Below are 18,104 nucleotides of genomic sequence, written 5' to 3'. Positions count from 1 at the left end.
ATTATGCAATGTACTGCGCATTTGACAGTGCTTACAGTGCTTATTTGGTACCTGGCAAAGGGTCTCCGATTGATGAATTCGCCGGCCAGCTCGGCGTCGACGCCAGCAGATTAGAAGGCCTGATCACGCCGCTCCACCGGTGGACTCGGCATTCGCGCCGCGGTGATGGCGAGTTGTGGAGTGCTCCTCGTCGAGTGGAGCATCGAAGCAGCGCCGTGCACCGTCCATGGTCGACGGCGCCTTCCTCGAGCGAATCAGTCATGCGCCTGCCGATTCGCTCCTGACCACACGCGGTCGCCGTCCGATGCGCGTTGACGCTCTCGCAGCAGTCGCGGTAAGTCCACGGCCTCCGGGTGCCCGCCGTGAAGACGGCTTGGCGAAGGGCTCAGGGCTGAGGAGCCGTGCCCGTGCCGGTCCGGATGGTGACCGGCACGAGCACGGAGTTCACTTCGTCGCCCGCGCAGCCTGCATGATCAGATCCGCGACTAGGCCCGGACGCGAGACCGTGACGGCGTGGGACGCCTTGACCTCGACGGTCTTGGACTTCGCGCGTTCGGCCATGAACTTCTGCGCGGCCAGCGGGATGGCCTTGTCCTCGGTGGCCAGCAGTGCCCAGGACGGGATCGTCTTCCACGCGGCGTGGGTGGCCTTCTCCTCCAGGGCGGCGGTCGCGGCCGGACGCTGGGTCGCGGCCATCAGCGCGGCGATCTTGGCCGGCACGTCACCGGCGAAGTGCTCACCGAACGCGTCATGCGCGACATACAGGTCAGTGCCCTCGCCACCGCCTGGCAGCGGGAACGGCACCTGCTCCAGGTGCCCGCCAAGGGTGTTGCCCGGAAACTTGTTGACCAGCTCGGCGGTGTTCTCCCCCACCTCCGGGGTGACCGCGGCGATGTACACCAGCGCCTTCACGTCGGGGTCAGCGGCTGCGGCACTGGAGATGACGGCCCCGCCGTAAGAGTGCCCGGCCAGCACGATCGGGCCCTTCACGCTGTCCAGCACGCTGCGGACGTAGGCGGAGTCGGAGGCCAGGCCCCGCAGCGGGTTCGCGGCGGCCACCACCGGGTAGCCCTGGGCCTGCAGCCTCTCGATCACCCCGTTCCAGCTCGACGAGTCGGCGAACGCGCCGTGCACCAGCACCACCGTCGGCTTGGCGGCTGGCGGGCGGGGCGGCGGCGTCTCTGGCCAGCGCGGCCAGGCGGCCGTGCATCTCCGCCTGCGCCAGCCGAGCCTGCAGGTCGTGCGGCTCGAGCGACGCCCTGCGCCGCCAGCTCGCCAACGCCCTCTTGAACATGGTGCGCGCCTCTGCCCGGTCACCGCGATCACGTAGCCATTCCGCCAGGCGCCGGCGGCACTCGGCAAGATCACGGTGCAGGCCGCTGTGGCGCGGAAGCCGGGCGACAAGGTCCTGAGCGACCTCGACCGCCCGCTCAAGATGACCGCGCACGTCCTCGGGGCGGCCGTCGGCCACGGCATGGTCGGACATGCGGTGCCAAGTGGCGATCAGGTCACGCTGCGCCTCGACGGCTGCGGGGTCGGCCTCGGCCAGCTGCTGCGCCACCGACAGCGCCTCGGTGACGTGCGTGCCGGCCGTGGCGACATCCGCCGCGGCCAGCGCCAGGTCACCGAGCCGCCAGCACGCGGTGAGCCGCTTACGGTGCCAGATGTGGTTGCCGAAGTCAGCCTCGGTCAGCGCGTCGGCGATCGTCGCCGCCTCCTCGGCCAACTGCTGCACCAGTTCGACCTCGCCGCCTGGCCGGAGCACGTCGGCCAGGGCGCTCACGACATCGAGGAGATCCTCCCGCAGAGCCAGGTCGTCCTCATCGAGCTCGACGGCGCGACGACGCAGCACCAGCACCTGATCAAGCACCTGCCGCGCCCGGCCGAGGTCCCCTACCGCGTGATGAACGGCGGCCAGGGCGGTCAGGCATACGCCGAGGTCCCGCTGGGCCGCGACATCGTCGGGATCGGCGTCGGCGAGCCGGCGCCGGATGTCCAGCGACCGCTGCACCAGTTCGCGCGCCTGATCCACGGCTGCGTCGTCGAGAGCCAGGCGGGCCAGCTTCTCGTAGCTGAGCGCAAGGTTGCCGTCGAACGTCGCGTTGCCCGTGTGGTCGTCGGTTGGGCCGCCCTGGACGTAAAGGCGCAGCGCCTGCTGGCCGAGGCGCCCGGTTTCGTCTTCCAGCCGGTCGGCGAGGTTCGAACCGTGCAGAACCTGACCTATCTCGCCTGGCGCTTCGGGCCGGAGGGCGCGGCACCGGCGGCCGGCGGCGCCGACATCTCGATCGTGGAGGAGGGGCGGATCAGACACCTCTACACGATGCTGGATCCGATGCCCGCGCCGGAGTAGTAGGCGGGTGCGCCACAGAGATCCGGCAGGCGTGACGGAACCCCCGGCGGAAGGGCGAAAGCGCCACATCGCCGTGAACGCCACCGGCCTGCCGCTGATCGTCCTGCCGGCACGGTGGCCACGACCGGTGGGCCGGGGTCAGCTTCGCAGGACATGCGTGTGCCGTGGACCGATCGGCCCGCGGCACACGGCACTGGTCCGCGGAGTCAGAGTTCGGGGGCGGCGGGAAGGTCGCGTTCGGTGCGCGCCCACCGGTTGAGCAGATCCGCCGTTATTTGTACAGTCCCGGCCGAGCAGGTCGGACAGGGTGTGGGCCAGGCGCGGGTCGGTCAGGAATCGGTGGGCCGAGGCGACGCGGCGCGGGTGACGACCTCGCGTACGGCCTCGATGACGGCGTCTGGTCGCTGGTTCTGCACGTAGTGGGAGGTATCGGGGACGGTGACGTGTTGGGCGCCGGGTATTGCGGCGGCGAGCGCGTCCTGGCCCTCACGCCATGCCCGGTCCACGTCCGTGCGCTCGCCGGGCGTGTATGGCGACGGCATGGGATCGGGCAGGTCGAGGTCACTGGAGGACAGCACGACCACCGGCATGGGACGTAACGGTGCAGCCGCCTCGATCTGGTCGTAGACGGCGCCCAGGTCGTAGGCCTCGGTTCGGTAGCCGGGCGCCGTGCCCGGCGGGATCGTGGGGTAACGGCTCTTGTCGAACAGTTGCGGTGACTGTGCGGCCCGGTGCGCCGGTGATCCGGCATCGACGAGGACCAGCCCGCGGACCTGGTCGGGATGGGTACGGGCGTACAGCTGGCTGAGGGCTCCACCGAGTGAGTGGCCGACCAGCACATATGGTCCGGGCACGCCCGCGACGGCCAGCAGGGTATGCAGCTCCGCAACCAGGTCGGCGGGGTTTCGGGGCATGGGCGGCACCGGTGTGCTCCGCGCTGCGGTCGGCGAAGGGGCGTTTGTCACGGTGGCGCCGGCGTTCGTCGTGGTGATCAGCGAGCCGGGACGGTCGTAGACGCAGACCCGGGTGAAGGCCGCTACCCCGGGTGCCACCGCCGGCGGCTGCGCGTCGGCCAGGCTCCAGATGTCGCCGGCATTGCCGAAGCCCGACTGCATGACGACGGTTGGGCTGCCGGTGCCGTGGCATTCCAGGTACACCCTGCGGCCGTTGCCGATGTCGACCAATCCCGCGAAGTCACCTCGCGCGGCGGTCGGTGACGTCGGCGCGGTCGACGGGCTGGGGCCTGCGGCGACCTGGCTGCAGGATGCCGTCGCCAATGTCGCCATGCCGAGCACCAGCAGTGCAGACACGCGCCTCCGGACATTTATCACCGTACGCCCCCGAAGACATGGGTGCGGGTCGCGCGGCGATAACCGCACCAGCCCGTTCCTCAATCTACGCGCTGGTCGATGCACAGGGTCTTGCAAGCCGCAGATCACTGGGCGGGCGGTCCCACCGTGGCCCACGTTCGTGGGTCGGCGGTGCTGGCCCAGCTGCCGGCGACCGCTCGCTGCCGCGTCCCGCCGTGCCCGCCGACGTGTCAGCGCTGCTCGATGGGTAGATGGATCGGGCCTCGCAGCACCGGACTGGGCCGGTACGGCGGCGGATCGGCGACGAGCCTGGGCTTGTCCAGCCGGCGTACCAGCTCACTGAGCGCGATCTGGGCTTCCAGCCGGGCCAGCGGGCCGCCGAAGCACAGATGGATGCCGCTGCCGAACCCGAGGTGCTGGTTGTCCTGGCGGTCGGGGTCGAAGCGGTCGGGCTCGTGGAAGCGCTCGGGGTCGCGGCTGCCCGAGGCGAGCATGAGCATGACCTGTGATCCCTTGGGGATGACGGTGCCGCCCACGGCGATGTCGCTGTACGCCGCGCGCCAGGGGATGATGTGCACGGGCGGCTCGTAGCGCAGCAGCTCCTCGACCAGCGGGACGATGAGGTCCGGCTCGCTGCGCAGCCGCTGCAGGATTTGCGGGTGGCGCAGCAGCGTCAGCATGCCGTTGGCGATGAGGTTGACGGTGGTCTCGTGGCCGGCGATGAGCAGCAGGTTGGCGGTGCTGATGATCTCCTCGTCGGTCATCCGCCCCTCGGGCCCGTCGTCGTTGGCCAGCCGTGACAGCAGGTCGTCGCCGGGCTTGCCGTGGCGCGGCGCCAGGAGCCCGCCGAGGTAGGCGTGCAGGTCGGTGCGGGCCTGCACGCCGTTGCTGAGCTTCTCCGGCGGGTCGGTCTTGGGGTCGTAGTCGATCGCGTCGATGACGGCGTTGACCCAGTGGTGGAATTGCGGCTCGTCCTCGCGGGGCACGCCCAGCAGATGGCAGATCACGGTGACCGGGAACGGGTAGGCGAAGTCGTCGACGATGTCGATCTCGGTCTTGCTCGCCAGGCCGTCGAGCAGGCCGCCGACGATGGCGGTCAGGTCGGGGCGCATGCCGTCGACCAGGCCCGGAGTGTGCGGCGGGCCGAAGTGGCGCATAGCCAGGCGCCGCATGCGGTCGTGCTCGGGCGGGTCGAGATTGATGAACGACGGCGTCTCCCGTCCTTCGGTCGCGGCCATCGGCCGGGACAGGTTGCGCACGTCGGAACTCAGGTGCGGGTTATGCAGGATCTCGGTGAGTTCGCGATAGGTGCTGATCACGTAGCTGCCGTCCTCCTGCAGGGCCACCGGGGTCCGGCGCAGTTCGGCGTAGAGTGGATAAGGGTCGGCCCGGCTGGAGTAGTCGAGGATCCGGCGCAGCGTGTCGGGCGCCTCCGTGGTGGTCATGCTGCTTCCTCTCTATAGCCGTACGGCCGTGACACGCCGCTCGCTCGGGTCGTGGCCGGTGACGACGACGGTGGCGTCCTGACTGAGCAGCAGCGGTCCGGGGAAGTCGACCGGCATGGGTTTGGCGTCGGCGGGCTGGTCCGGCGTCGGCAGGGGCGGCGGGAAGGGCGCCGCCGCCTCGATCAGCGTGCGGTAGTGGTCCAGCCATTTGGCGTTGTTGAAGCTGACGGCGGCGGTGACGCGGCCCTTGTATCCGTACGCGGCGACGAAGCGGCGATCGGACACCGATCCCTGCGTCACCATTACTTCGTCGGCGAAGGTCGGCACCCCGACGGACTTGATGTTGACGCCGAACTGGATGGACCAGAACGCCGGGATCGACAGGTGCGGCCAGCGGTCCGCCTGGAGGTTGACCATGTTGTGCGCGGCGATCTGGGCCTGCTCCACGGCGTTGGCCCAGTGCTCCAGCGAGATGAAACGGTACTCGTAGATCGGATGCGGGCAGCGCGCCACGTCCCCGGCGACGAAGATGTCATCGGTGACCAGGCCGTTCAGGTCGAAGGCACGGCAGCCGGAGTCGCACGCGACTCCCCACGGGCCGATCGCCAGACCGGAGTCGCGCAGCCACTCGGTGTTGCGGATGCCGCCAAGGGCTACCACCGCGACGTCGGCGTCGACCGTGCCGCCGTCGGAGAAGTGAGCGCGGCGGAACCGGCCCTGCTCATCGCCCTCGAGTTGGGTGACCTTCACACCGCAGCGCAGGTCGACACCGTGTGCGCGCTGCATGTCTGCCGCGATCTCACCGATCATGGCGCCCAGCGCCCCGACCAGCGGCGCGGGCCCGAGTTCGGCCACTGTCACCGGGATGTCGCGCTCACGGCAGATCGAGGCGATCTCGGAGCCGGTGAAACCCGCGCCGATGATCAGGACGCGCCTGGGCCCGGCGGCGAGCGCTCGACGCAGACCGTCGGCGTCCTCCCGGGTACGCACCACGAACACCCCGTCCAGGGCCGCTTCAGCCTCGACCGGCCAGGGCCGCGCCCGTACCCCGGTGGAGATCAGCACCCGGTCGAAGGGCACCTCCTGCCCGTCCGCGAGCCGCACGACGTACTTGGCCAGGTCGAGCCCTGACGCGGGTACCCCCAGCAGCCACTGCGCGTCGATGTGGCGACGTCGGGGCAGCGTGGTCCCTTCGGCAGGTACCCAACCAGTCAGCACTTGCTTGGACAGCGGAGGACGATCGTACGGTTCGCCCGCCTCGTCGCCGATCATCGTCAGCGACCCGGTGAAGCCCTCGTCGCGCAGCGCCTCGGCTGTCCGTAGGCCTGCAAGCGAGGCGCCGACGATGGCGATGCGACCGTCGCGTTTGAAGGCCTGTAACACCTCGGCCCTGCTGGTCATGACCGCCTCGTCTCCACCGCCAGGTCGCGGTCGGCGAGCCGCTCGACGAGGATGGCCTGCAACGGGCAGGCTGCCGCGGCCCGCAGCACCTGGTCGCGCTGCGACTCGTCGGGGTTCGGGTCGTACATCAGCGCTTCCTCGCCGTACATCCGGAACGCGTCCGGGGCCAGGAACGCGCACTGCGCATACCCCTGGCATCGGGAAAGATCTACCACAACCCTCATCCCGACCTCCATCTCGGACTACGGAAACCGTGTGGGGATCTGCGGCGAGACCGCCGGCACACCACTCCGCTGAGCGGGCGCACTGGGGACGCGCATAGAAGGCGTCTACTCTCTCGGATGCGAACGCCGCAGCCCGTCAGGCATGTATCCGCAGGTACAAAGCCTATCTCGCACCCGGCTGCGCGCGGACCTGAAACGGATTCAGGGCGACCTCGTGGGCGCCAGGACCGCTGTGTACGCCAAACCGGGATCGGCCGACGCGCTGGCCAGGCACAGCCGGTCGATGACAGCGCCGGAGCGGCTAGCGCCGGGGTGGGGCAGGCACAGCTGCTGGCTGAACAGCCGCCAGATGCCCTACGCGCGGGTGTCGGCAGACGTTTCGTGAGCAGGTGCCGGGCGTGCTGGAGCGCTACCAGCGGCGTACCCCACGCCTGGCTGGACAGGTCGGCGCAGTGGCCAGGGAGCTTGCCGGGCGTGGAGCCGCACGGCTGCTGTCAGCCCTGGGCGTGGACCTGTCACGGCACACCACCGTCCGGGTCCTGCGCCGGATCCCCTTCGCCCGACTGCCGGTGCCCCGGGTACTGGGCGTCGATGACTTCGCGTTGCGCCGACGCCACTGCTACGCACAGTGCTGATCGACGCCGAGACCCGCCGACGCGTCGACGTACTACCCGACCGCACCGCCGACACCCTCGAAGCATGGCTGCGGACCCATCCCGGTGTTGCCGTGGTCTGCCGCGACGGATCGGGCGCGTACGCCGAAGCGGTCCGCCGTGCACTGCCCGATGCCGTGCAGGTCGCCGACCGGTGGCATTTGTGGGACAACCTCGGCAAGGCCGTGCTGAAGGAGGTCGCCGCGCACAGCGCCTACTGGGCCAAGGCGAGCCCACCGCAGGACGGCCCGCGCGCACAGACCACCCTGCAACGCTGGCACCAGGTCCATGTCCTCCTCCAGCAGCGGGTAGGCCTCGAATGCGCACGAAGGCTGAACCTGTCGCTCAACACCGTCAAACGCTACGCACGGGTGGCCGAACCCGAACGCCTCCAGCGCGCTCCCCAGTATCGGCCCACCCTGGTCGACACCTACCGCGACCACCTGCGGCAACACCGCAGCGACGACCCCGCGGTCAGCGCGCTGCGACTGTTCGAGGAGATAAAAACGCAGGGCTACCAGGGCAGCCTCAACCTGCTCTACCGCTACATCATCCAGGGCCGAGTCGAAGGCGACCGGCCATCGATATCGCCCCGCCGCCTGGCCCGGCTCATGCTCACCCGCCCTGACGGCCTCACCGACAAGCAGCTCGCCGTCCGCGACGATCTCGTCGCCGCCTGCCCCGAGATGATCGACCTGGCCGAGCTCATCAGCTCGTTCGCCGAACTGCTACGGCCGAGGGAAGGCAACAGCGAAAGACTCGACGCGTGGATCGCCTGCGCCCGAGGGGCCCACCTACCCTGCCTGCACTCCTTCAGCCGAGGCCTCGACCAGGACCGCGACGCCGTCCACGCAGCCGTCACCCTGCCCTACCACAACGGCGGGACCGAAGGAGTGAACACCGAGACAAAGCGGATCATGCGCCAGATGCACGGCCGAGCCGGTTTCACCCTGCTACGCCATCGCATCCTGCTGAGCGGCCGACATACTCGGCCGTCAGCCGTGATGGCGAGCGTCGGCGGGCAGCCTGATGTGCACCCGCAGTCCACGCGGCCTGGCCGGCATCAGCGTCAGCGTGCCCCCCCGAGGCGGTGATCAGGGATTCGGCGATGGTCATGCCGAGTCCGGAACCGAGCTGATTCTGGTCGGCGGACCTGCGCCAGAACGCCTGCTTGACGTTGGACAGTTCCTCGTCGGCCAGCCCCGGCCCGTTGTCTATCACGTCGAGCTGCGTCCAGCCGTCCGGCAGGCGGAACGCGGCCACGACGATGCGGGCCCCGGGTCCGGCGTACTTCACCGCGTTGTCGATCAGCGCGTCCAGGCACTGGCTGATGGCGGCCTCTGCGGCCCAGGCCACGACCCCGTCGGCACCGCCGCGCACGATCTGCAGGCCGGCCAGCGCGACAGCCGGCTCCCACATCTCCACCCGGGTGGCGACCAGTGCGGACAGGTCGACCTCCGCAGGGCTGGCGGCAGTCGCCTCAGCCCGAGCATAGGCCAGCAGCGAGTCACAGATCCGGGTCATCCGGTCGATCTCGTCGACCAGGATGTCGAACTCCTCCTGCTGATCGCCGTCCTCATCGGCGCCGGGCCGGAACCGCAGATTGTCGACCGCCAGCCGCAGGGTGGCAAGCGGGGTCCGCAGTTGATGGCTGGCATAGGACACGAACGACCGCTGCCGTTCCAGCAGCGCCGCCATCCGCGCACCCAGCTCGTTGAAAGCGTCGGCGAGCCGCTGCAACTCCGCCGGGCCCGCAGTCGGGACGGACCCCTGGGACGTGCCGTCCCGCCACGCCCGTGCCTGCACCGTCAGCACTTCGATGGGGGTGCTCAGCCTGCGCGCCAGTGCGCGGGCCGACACCACGGTGCCGGCCACCAGCAGCACCAGAAACCACCCCAGCGAGACCCACCAGGCCGTCGGCACCGGGCCCGAGCGGGACAGGAGCAGAAGCACCAGCGGCGTGCCCAGTCCCACCGCCGCGACACCGGCCACCGCCAGCTGGATCGCGAGTATCCGGCGCAGCATCTAGCCGACCGCAGCGTCGGGCTTGTCGTCGTTCATCGGTCGCTCCCGGCGCAGCGTCGTGCGCCGCATCGGCGCGAACCGCGGGTCACCCACGATGAGTGAAAGCTTCAACCGAGAGCCTGACCTCGGTGAGCTCCTTCGACTAGCAGCGCCGGAGCGGCCCACGACGGTGATCGTCAGCGCGGTCGCCGGCGCCTACCAGCCCGGCAGCCATCACCACCGCACCAGCGCCTCCCCCCGGACGCTGCCCCGCGGGCGGCTACTGCAGCCGAACGGCGGCACGTACGCCGGGAAGCACCAGCGCACGAAACACCTCGTCGACCTGCTGCGGTGTGCGTTGCAGCTCCTGCACCATGCACCATCGCAGCAACGAGAAGGCGACGTTTTCGTGTGTCGAGCAGACAAGCCGCGTGCCGGTGTACCCACAGCTGTGCGCCGGTTGTCCAGCTTGTGATGTCAACGACCGCCTTGCCTGCGACGGTGCCGTTCGCGACCGGTGTGCGAGCGTCGGCCACGGCCTCTACCCGCCGGCCCGCCAGCGCCTTCCCCAACGGCCGCCGACTCTGCACCGAGCCTCAGTTCACGCTGGTCGCGGTGCACGCCGGTCACGCCGGCGGTCAAGCTCATCGTCGTCGACGAAGGTGATCATCGGCTCTCCGGGCACCATCATCATCGTTACGACGAACCTGCTCGTCGCGTCTGCGAGGTTGTTGGAGTCCTGGTAGTGGATCACGTCACCACCCGGTTCCCAGAACGCCTCCCCTGCCCTGATGACTCGCTCGGGCTCTCCTTCCACCTCGAACGTCATCTCACCTTCGAGCATGTAGCCGAACACCGGGCCGGAGTGCCGGTGCGGCGGCAGCCCGCGGCCTGCGGGTGGAATCTCGACCAGCAGCGTCATGACCTGGGTCGGCTGGGGCACGGTCGGCGGGGTCTGCTCCAGCAGCGTGGTCAGCACCGAGGTGATCGGCCAGGCCGGTTCCGATGACATCGTCATGAACCAACGCTAGGACGCCTCGGATGGTCCGGGCGGTCGAATCCGCGCATTGCTCCCGCCACGTCCAACCCGGGCGCACGGACGGCGAAACGCAGCTCTACGGAGCCGTTCTGACCTATGACCGCAGGATCGCAGCAACTGAAGCTCCTGCTGGAACTGGTGTTTGCGGCAAACCGTCCTACCAGGAGCTTTGTTAATCGGCCGACCTGGCGACGATCAGTTGATCAACCTGAGACATCCACGCACGTCAGGTTGAAATGCCCTCAGTAACTGCCGGTTACTCCACGAAGTACGAGTCGTGCTTGTCGAAGAACCTGGCGCGCTCTTCGTCCGTGGCATCGGCCAGCTGCGAAAGCCCCTCAAAATACCCTTCACGCGGTGCTCCGGGAGTGAAGAGCAGAAGCATGTCAGCCGGCGCGTCGGAGTCGTTGCGAAAGGCATGCAGTCCGCCCTGCGGCACATGGAGGAAGTCGCCCTGCTGCGCGTCGATCCACTGTTCGCCGTTGAAAAGACGAACAGTGCCGTTGAGGATGAAGAAAGACTCTGAGATGGTCTTGTGGAAATGAGTCTTGGGGCCACCCGCCTTCGCGCTCATCTCGACTCGGAAGAGTCCGTATTCGCCTCGCGTGGTGGTTGTGGTCGCCAGGTAGTAAATGGCGTCCCTACCAGCTGTGCCGACATTTGGAGGAGTGTCCACCGGCCGGAAATTCGCGTTGATCTCGCCGGTATCCCCCGTGTACACCTGCGTGGGGTACGACATGCGAACCATCCCTTCGGTCCTTTGGATGCGTGTGCCACATCTGGTCGGTCGGGTCAGTGAGCGTCGACGCACCCGGTGAGGTGACCGTCTACCGGTTCCGGCGTGCGGCCGACCGAAGCCGTCTTCGGAGCCTTTGCCAGCCGAGCGCCCGAACCGGGAAATCCTCGACACGCCGCGGGCCAGAGTGCTTGTGCGGCGGGAGAGCCTTGCCGCCGGGCAGGATCTCGACCAGCAGGGTCATCACGCAGCCCACGCAACGCAGCCGACAGCACCATCCTCGCAAAGGATGGGAGATCCCGTGCCGCGAACCGTCCCATCGCCGGTATCAGGTGCCGACGGCCGGCGCGGTGGCGCCGATGGCTGTCGCCGGTCATGTTTCATCGATGACATGCACTGAACGCGATCACATGATCACCTCAACGCCGTGGTCATCCGCGCAGGTCAGGCATCTAGTACCCCAGACAAAGAGTCGGCGCGCAAAAGATCCAGTTCACGCGTGGGCCGCGCACGTCAGTCGCAGGCACCCCGGGTCCAAGCGGGTTGCCCGAGACGAGACCGAAACCGTACGCGCGTACGCGTAAAAGCCGTGTTTCGAAGAACGTCGAACGCGGCTCCAGCGAGTGCCGGAACCGCCCGTGAACTGCAATTTCGTTCTGTCGGGCTGGCCGGATTCGAACCGACGACCTATTGACCCCCAGGGCTATAAGGGTCAGCGGTGTACTAGGCAACGTTTGCCGAGGTCGCCAGAAGCATGAAGTACCCCCAGTCAAGGGTATGTGATTGCACCATTCCAGAACCACACTCACCCAGTTCAGAGCACCTCAGGTATTCAGCATAACCAATTGGCACATGGCAAAATAGACAATTGGAACGAACGTAGTTTGATGACCTGTTGAGTCGTCAATACTCCGGAATCTATGTCCCCGACCGGCGGCTGTCCGATTTGCGGCGCTGTACTAACGCGTATTACTCCAGCTACGACATCGGGCAGTTCGCCATACCGACCGACCGGGTCGACTCCTCGCGGCCCGGTTCAGCCATACCGGGGACGCCATGCCGAATCGGCCGCCCGCACCGCGCGAGATCCTCGCCCAGCGACTCGGCCGACGCGAGATCGATGATGAGGAGTACCGCCGCCGGCTGGCCCTGCTCATGGGCTCGGCCCCGGACGGCCGCGGTTGACCAACGCCCGGCCAGGAGGAAGGCTCGTGCCGGAGGTAGGAGATCCGCACCACGACAACTCCATCCGATGGGGACGAGGACGCCATGGACCGTGACCGTCCGGAAGCACACGAGGGCGAGCCGCACCGCGGTGGGCTCGCCGCGCGCTTGAACTGGCTGCGGGCGGGTGTCCTCGGCGCCAACGACGGCATCGTGTCCACAGCTGGCCTGGTCGTCGGTGTCGCGAGCGCGACCTCGGCGACGGCTCCGATCCTCACCGCAGGTGTCGCCGGACTCGGCGCGGGCGCGGTGTCGATGGCGCTGGGCGAGTACGTGTCGGTCAGCAGCCAGCGCGACACCGAGCGGGCACTGCTGGCCAAGGAGCGCACCGAATTAGCCGAGTTCCCCGAGCAGGAACTCGACGAGCTGACCGCGCTGTACCAGGCGAATGGCCCGCAACCGGCGACCGCGCGGCAGGTGGCCCCGGAACTGCCCGCGGTGGACGCCTTCGCCGCTCATACCGAGGTCGAGCTGGGCATCACGGCCCAGGAGCTGACCAACCCCTGACGCTGCTGGCCCGTGGCGTGCCAGGGGTTCCTCGGCGCTGGTCTTCACCGCCGGTTCGCTGCTGCCGCTGGCCGCGATCCTGCTGCCCCCGGCAGACATCAGGATCCCGGTCACCTTCGCAGTCGTGCTGGCCTCGCTGGCGCTGACCGGCGTGGTCAGCGGGCGACTTGGCAGCTCGCCGGTCCGGCGGGCGGTGGCCCGGCTGGTCGTCGGCGGCTCGCTGGCGATGGCGGTGACCTACGCGCTCAGGCATCTCGTCGGCGTCGCCGCAGGCTGACCCGGCTGCCGCACGGGCTGCCTGACTCCTGCGGTGGCTCACCACAGACTGCCGTGTCAGCGGCGGGCCGGCAGCGTGATGGTCGCGGTCGCCCCGGCGCCCACCCGGCCGTCGAGTGTGAGCACACCGCCGTGTGCTTGGACCACCTCCCGTACCAGGGCCAGGCCCAGCCCGAACCGGCGGCCCTGGTCGACCGTCCCTGAGCCCCGGGCAAACCGCTCGGTGAGCCTGGGCACCTCCGCGGGGTCGAACCCTTCTCCGTCGTCGGCGACGGAAAGGCTGACGCCGGTGCCGTGGGCTACCCGGATGGTCACCGTGCCGCCCGGTGCCGTGTGCGCCAGTGCGTTGTCGATCAGAGCGTTGACGGCGCGCCGTAGCGCGGCGCCGACGCCGTCGATGACGCACGGCTGGTCGGGCACCAGGACGGTGATCGTCACGCCCGCCTGCTGGGCGCTGGCTTCGAAAGATGCGGCGACGTCACGGGCCAGCAGCGTCAGGTCGACCGGTTCGCGGGTGTCGGGGCGGTGCTGGGCCTGCGCCGACAGCAGCAGGTCGCTGACGATCTCCGACAGCACGCGCGAGTCGCTGACCAGCTGCTGCAACTCCTGGCGGGTGCGTTCGTCCAGGCCCGGTCGACGTGCGGCCAACTGCGCCCGGGTGTGCAGGATCGTCAACGGGGTCCGCAGCTCGTGGCTGGCGTCGGCGACGAACCGGCGCTGCGCGCCCAGCGCCTCGCTGAGCGGACGCACCGCGCGGCGGCCGGTCAGCCAGCCGACACCCGCCGCGGCGACGATCCCGACCAGTCCTGCCAGCAGCAGTGACGTGAGCAGCCGCTCTGTCTCGTAGTGGCGGTAGCGGCCGTCGAGGGCGGCGACCACCCGCCGGCCCGGCTGGTCGACGACGTACACCTGGTAGGTAGTGGTGTCGTCGTGGTGCCCGTCGGGCGGCGTCGACACCTCGCCGGCGCCGGCGGGCAGTGCTCCGACGTCGACCGAGCGCAGGCCGGGCCGCGTGCCGCTGCTGTACTGGGTCCGTCCGTCCTGGTCACGGATGATCAGCACCGCCTGCGGCGGTGCGTCGTTGACGTCCTGCGCGGAATGGGCCGCGGTACGCACGATCCGTTCCGCGTCGACCTGCTGCTCTCGCATGGTCAGGAACAGCACCAGCGCCGCCACGGCCGCCACGACGACCGCAACCGCCAGCGCAGTCTGCGCGGCGATGACTGCGGTGGCACGTCGCAGCAGCCGGGCGTCGGCGCCACCGCGTTCGCCGCTCATGCCCGGCCCATCCGGTAGCCGAGTCCGTGCACAGTGCGCACCACGTCGGCGCCGAGCTTGCGCCGCAGGTAGTAGACATAGGTGTCAACCGCCCCAGGGCTGTCCGCGTCGGCGAACACGCTGTCCAGCAACTCCTCCCGGGTGAACACCCGGGTCGGCCTGGACGCCAGCGCCGCCAGCAGCTCGGTCTCACGCCCCGACAGTTCCACCGGCTCCCGCCCAGCGCCGGTCACCCGCCGACCGGCCAGGTCCAGCTCACGATGGCCGAGGCTGACCAGCGTGGCGACGTCCGAGTGCCTGCGGCGCAGCGCCCGCAGCCGCGCGAGCAGCTCGTCGATTTCGAAGGGTTTGACGAGGTAGTCCTCGGCACCGGCGTCCAGGCCCTCGACGCGGTCCGCCACGGTGCCCAGAGCGGTCAGGATGAGGACCGGAGTGACCACGCCGCGCCGCCGCAGCCGCGCAACGAGGTCCACCCCCTCGATCGCGGGCAGTCCCCGATCGATCACCAGCACGTCGTACGCGCGGGTCAGGGCGGCGTGCAAACCCGCCTGGCCGTCGCGGACCGCCTCCACCGCATAGCCGGCGTCGGTGAACAGCTCGGTCAGCAGTCCACTGAGCTGGGCGTCGTCCTCGACCAGCAGCAGCGCGGGCAGGGGCGAGCCATGCGGGTGGACGGCGGGCTCAGTCACGAGCCGATGGTCCCACAGCCGTCTCAGAAGCCTCTGAGATACGCGGGGCAAGCTGACCTGCGACCGACCCGATCGAGGAGGTGGCGATGGGCGCCCCCGTCACCGCGACACCCCAGGCCCGTCCGTCCGCTCCCCCGCCGTGGCGGGCCCGCCGCTGGTGGGCCGACGCGGCCGGCGGCGCCGCGATGGCATCGGTGGTGGCCGTGACGGCGCTGTGGACCGCGCACGGCGGCATCCAGCAGCTCGAAGGCGTCGACGACGGGCTCACTTCGCTGGGGCGGCTGACCGGACTGCTGTCGGCGGACCTGATGCTGCTCCAAGTGCTGATGATGGCGCGCATCCCGTGGGTGGAGCGCGCCTACGGCCAGGACGCACTGGCCCGCCGCCACCGCTGGTTCGGCTTCACATCGTTCTGGCTGCTCGTGGCCCATCTGGTCGCGACCATCGCCGGGTACGCCGCGACCGGACGCCAGGGTTTCGTACGGCAGGCCTGGGACCTGGTGGCCACCTACCCCGGGATGCTGCTGGCCGTAGGCGGCACCGCGGCGATCGGGCTGGTCGTCGTCACCTCGGTGCGGGCCGCACGCCAGGCCATGCGGTACGAGTCGTGGCACCTGCTGCACCTGTACGCCTACCTCGGTCTGGCACTCGCGCTGCCGCACCAGTTGTGGACCGGGGCGGACTTCGTCGCCACCCCCTGGGCCCGCGCCTACTGGTGGACGCTGTACCTGACGGCCGCGGGCTGCGTAGTGCTGTTCCGGGTCGGGCTGCCGCTGTGGCGCACGCTGCGGCACCGGCTCGTGGTGGACGCTGTCGTGCCCGAGGCTCCCGGGATCGTATCGGTCCACCTGCGCGGACGAGACCTCCACCGGTTGCCGGTCCGTCCCGGGCAGTTCTTCCTCTGGCGCTTCCTGGACGGCCCCGGCTGGACCCGGGCCAACCCCTACTCCCTGTCAGCCGGCCCGCAGGCCGACCGGCTGCGGATCACCGTCAAAGACCTCGGCGACGGCAGCGCCCGGCTGGCCCGCCTGCGACCCGGCACCCGCGTCGCGGTCGAGGGACCGTACGGCGTACTGACCGGCACGGCTGACAGAGGCCGTCCGGTGCTCATGCTCGCCGCCGGTATCGGCATCACGGTCATGCGGGCCCTGCTCGACGACCCGGCCATCTCCCGCCGCCACGTAACGCTGCTCTACCGCACCCGCACCGTGGAGGAGGCCGCCTTCGGCCGCGAGCTCGCGGCGCTGGCGGCGCGGCAGCGCCTGTACGTGCTGCCGCTGTCGGGACCGCGCCCACGGCACGCCTCGTTCCTGCCCGCGAACCTGGCCACGGACCCGGACCCGGCGGTGCTGCGCCGATTGGTGCCACACGTGCGCGACTGCGACGTCTACCTGTGCGGGCCGCAGCCGTGGATGCGCGCAGTCCAGCAGGCGCTGGCGGCGGCAGGCACCCCACGCGACCGGATCCACGCCGAGCAGTTCGGCTGGTGACCTCTCACAACGGAAAGACACGACACGATGCGCAGAATCACGATGGCGGTCATGACCACGATCGCGGCCGTCGTACTCATGCTCAGCTACCGCACCAGCCTCTCCGGTCCGCGAACCACGACCTCCGCGGTCGCCGGCGCGGCGCCGGCGGGAATCGTCGGCGGCCCTGACGCCACCGGCACGATGCCGACCAACGGCCCCACGCCGGCAGCGGTCAGCGGTAACCTCACCGTCAACGGCCCGGCCGTCGCAACCCGCTGGGGCCCCGTCCAGGTCCAGGTGAAGATCGTCTCGGGCCGGATCGCCGACGTCGTGGTGCTGGCACAGCCGTCCGGCAACCGACGCGACGAAGAGATCAACTCCCGGGCCCTGCCGATGCTGCGTGCCCAGGTCATCGACGCCCAGAGTGCCCGCATCGACGGTGTGAGCGGCGCGACCGTCACCACCGACGGCTACATCGACTCGCTGCAGGCCGCCCTCGACACCGCGCACTTCCGCTCGTGAACCGCCCCGGGCTGCGGCGCGTCGAGCACATCATGGGCACGGTGATCAGCCTCGACATCGCCGATCCGCTCCCCCGGCAGCAGGCCGAGCGGCTCGCCGACGACACGTTCGCCTGGCTGCGCGAGATCGACCGGAAGTTCAGCACCTACCGGCCGGACAGCGAGGTCAGCCTGCTGCGGGCGGGCGTGTTGCGGCGCGAGGACTGCTCGCCCGACACCCGCCGTGTACTGGACGACTGCACCCGCCTGTGGACGGCGACCGACGGATACTTCGACGCGTTCGCCGACGGTCGCTTCGATCCGTCCGGCTACGTCAAAGGCTGGTCGGTCCAGGTCGCCTCCGAACGGCTGGCCGCCTCCGGCGCCGGCAGCCACTGCCTCAACGCCGGCGGCGACATCTGCATACGAGGCAGGCCGGCACCGGATCGGCTGTGGCGTATCGGCGTCGCCAACCCGTGGCACCGCGACTCGCTGGCGTGGACGCTCGAACTGACCGACGCCGCAGTCGCCACGTCCGGCGTTTACGAGCGGGGCGCGCACATCACCGACCCCCACACCGGCCGACCGGCGCACGGCCTGGCCTCAGCCACCGTGATCGGACCCGATCTGGCCGACGCCGACGCCTATGCCACCGCCGCGATGGCCATGGGACCACGGTCGGTCAGCTGGCTGAACCGGCTCGACGGCCACCAGTGGTCAGTGCTGACCACCGACGGGCGGGCGCTGCAATCGGGCGGCCTGCCGTCTGCGGCCTCGCCAGCCTAGGATTGAAGCCACATCACGGCAGTCCGTCGTACTCTGGCCCGGCAGACATGGACCGGTCGAGTCTGGCGTGCACCTCGTCCCGACGATGTGCATCAGTTGATGCCGATGTAAGCAAGTCGCGTGGCCACTCACCGAACGGCGCTCTGCCGGGCTGTTGACGGCCCGGCCTGCGGCGATCAGGCGCAGGTCGGGTGCGCCTGATCGCCGCAG

At 69.7% G+C, this 18,104-nt stretch carries 16 protein-coding genes and 2 pseudogenes; 7 read left to right on the top strand and 11 right to left on the bottom strand.

The features are described 5' to 3' along the window. Nucleotides 1-444: 444 nt before the first annotated feature. The 6 genes and pseudogenes from AB0B66_RS33495 to AB0B66_RS33470 all read right to left on the bottom strand — a co-directional run bounded on the left by AB0B66_RS33495 (nucleotide 445) and on the right by AB0B66_RS33470 (nucleotide 6,730). Nucleotides 445-1,143: an alpha/beta hydrolase gene (locus AB0B66_RS33495; protein WP_360537566.1), complete on the bottom strand. Its 699-nt coding sequence runs from the start codon at nucleotides 1,141-1,143 to the stop codon at nucleotides 445-447. Nucleotides 1,144-1,273: 130 nt separating this feature from the next. Further along, nucleotides 1,274-2,419 (bottom strand): annotated as a pseudogene (locus AB0B66_RS33490) (tetratricopeptide repeat protein); the annotation flags it as partial. 260 nt (nucleotides 2,420-2,679) lie between these two features. Continuing rightward, complete coding sequence (locus AB0B66_RS33485) at nucleotides 2,680-3,660, bottom strand: alpha/beta hydrolase (protein WP_360537564.1); 981 nt, start codon at nucleotides 3,658-3,660, stop codon at nucleotides 2,680-2,682. Between the two features lie 230 nt (nucleotides 3,661-3,890). Next, nucleotides 3,891-5,105 (bottom strand): cytochrome P450, encoded by a 1,215-nt coding sequence (locus tag AB0B66_RS33480; protein WP_360537562.1) that lies wholly within the window; start codon nucleotides 5,103-5,105, stop codon nucleotides 3,891-3,893. Between the two features lie 12 nt (nucleotides 5,106-5,117). Further along, entirely contained in the window at nucleotides 5,118-6,506 is a 1,389-nt protein-coding gene (locus AB0B66_RS33475; RefSeq protein WP_360537560.1) for an FAD-dependent oxidoreductase, read from the bottom strand. Continuing rightward, nucleotides 6,503-6,730: a ferredoxin gene (locus AB0B66_RS33470; protein WP_360537558.1), complete on the bottom strand. Its 228-nt coding sequence runs from the start codon at nucleotides 6,728-6,730 to the stop codon at nucleotides 6,503-6,505. The genes AB0B66_RS33475 and AB0B66_RS33470 overlap by 4 nt, the downstream gene beginning before the upstream one ends. Before the next feature lie 350 nt (nucleotides 6,731-7,080). Here AB0B66_RS33470 and AB0B66_RS33465 point away from each other — a divergent pair. Beyond that, nucleotides 7,081-8,357: pseudogene (locus AB0B66_RS33465) on the top strand (ISL3 family transposase); the annotation flags it as partial. Here the strand turns inward: AB0B66_RS33465 and AB0B66_RS33460 are convergent. The 3 genes from AB0B66_RS33460 to AB0B66_RS33450 form a co-directional block, all read right to left on the bottom strand. Next, nucleotides 8,329-9,408: a HAMP domain-containing sensor histidine kinase gene (locus AB0B66_RS33460; protein ID WP_360537556.1), complete on the bottom strand. Its 1,080-nt coding sequence runs from the start codon at nucleotides 9,406-9,408 to the stop codon at nucleotides 8,329-8,331. The pseudogene AB0B66_RS33465 and the gene AB0B66_RS33460 sit on opposite strands and share 29 nt — an antisense overlap. Before the next feature lie 580 nt (nucleotides 9,409-9,988). Then, nucleotides 9,989-10,405: a cupin domain-containing protein gene (locus AB0B66_RS33455; protein WP_360537554.1), complete on the bottom strand. Its 417-nt coding sequence runs from the start codon at nucleotides 10,403-10,405 to the stop codon at nucleotides 9,989-9,991. 277 nt (nucleotides 10,406-10,682) lie between these two features. After that, nucleotides 10,683-11,165, bottom strand: a complete 483-nt coding sequence (locus AB0B66_RS33450; RefSeq protein WP_360537552.1) for a cupin domain-containing protein — start codon at nucleotides 11,163-11,165, stop codon at nucleotides 10,683-10,685. Between the two features lie 1,053 nt (nucleotides 11,166-12,218). Here AB0B66_RS33450 and AB0B66_RS33445 point away from each other — a divergent pair. From AB0B66_RS33445 to AB0B66_RS33435, 3 genes are all read left to right on the top strand, one after another. After that, nucleotides 12,219-12,347, top strand: a complete 129-nt coding sequence (locus AB0B66_RS33445; RefSeq protein ID WP_360537550.1) for a hypothetical protein — start codon at nucleotides 12,219-12,221, stop codon at nucleotides 12,345-12,347. An 84-nt stretch (nucleotides 12,348-12,431) separates the two neighbouring features. Further along, the gene (locus tag AB0B66_RS33440) at nucleotides 12,432-12,893 is read left to right on the top strand and encodes a VIT1/CCC1 transporter family protein (protein ID WP_360537548.1); all 462 of its coding nucleotides are present in this window, start codon (nucleotides 12,432-12,434) and stop codon (nucleotides 12,891-12,893) included. Between the two features lie 37 nt (nucleotides 12,894-12,930). Next, entirely contained in the window at nucleotides 12,931-13,170 is a 240-nt protein-coding gene (locus AB0B66_RS33435; protein WP_360537685.1) for a VIT1/CCC1 transporter family protein, read from the top strand. A gap of 56 nt (nucleotides 13,171-13,226) precedes the next feature. Here the strand turns inward: AB0B66_RS33435 and AB0B66_RS33430 are convergent, their stop codons facing one another. After that, nucleotides 13,227-14,447: a HAMP domain-containing sensor histidine kinase gene (locus AB0B66_RS33430; RefSeq protein ID WP_360537546.1), complete on the bottom strand. Its 1,221-nt coding sequence runs from the start codon at nucleotides 14,445-14,447 to the stop codon at nucleotides 13,227-13,229. Continuing rightward, nucleotides 14,444-15,136, bottom strand: a complete 693-nt coding sequence (locus AB0B66_RS33425; RefSeq protein WP_360537544.1) for a response regulator transcription factor — start codon at nucleotides 15,134-15,136, stop codon at nucleotides 14,444-14,446. Before AB0B66_RS33425 ends, AB0B66_RS33430 begins: the two co-directional genes overlap by 4 nt. Nucleotides 15,137-15,222: 86 nt before the next feature. Between AB0B66_RS33425 and AB0B66_RS33420 the strand changes: the two genes are divergently transcribed. Genes AB0B66_RS33420 through AB0B66_RS33410 form a run of 3 tightly spaced genes read left to right on the top strand, consistent with a single transcriptional unit; the run spans nucleotide 15,223 to nucleotide 17,894 of the window. Then, nucleotides 15,223-16,626 (top strand): ferredoxin reductase family protein, encoded by a 1,404-nt coding sequence (locus AB0B66_RS33420; protein ID WP_360537542.1) that lies wholly within the window; start codon nucleotides 15,223-15,225, stop codon nucleotides 16,624-16,626. A 51-nt stretch (nucleotides 16,627-16,677) separates the two neighbouring features. Further along, nucleotides 16,678-17,130 (top strand): FMN-binding protein, encoded by a 453-nt coding sequence (locus AB0B66_RS33415; RefSeq protein WP_360537540.1) that lies wholly within the window; start codon nucleotides 16,678-16,680, stop codon nucleotides 17,128-17,130. Continuing rightward, nucleotides 17,127-17,894, top strand: coding sequence for an FAD:protein FMN transferase (locus tag AB0B66_RS33410; protein WP_360537538.1), 768 nt, complete (start codon nucleotides 17,127-17,129; stop codon nucleotides 17,892-17,894). Before AB0B66_RS33415 ends, AB0B66_RS33410 begins: the two co-directional genes overlap by 4 nt. The last annotated feature ends 210 nt before the right edge of the window (nucleotides 17,895-18,104 follow it).

It is taken from the genome of Catellatospora sp. NPDC049111, assembly GCF_040648615.1.
GTDB classification, from domain to species: domain Bacteria; phylum Actinomycetota; class Actinomycetes; order Mycobacteriales; family Micromonosporaceae; genus Catellatospora; species Catellatospora aurea.
This window is presented reverse-complemented; position numbering and strand designations above follow the sequence as displayed.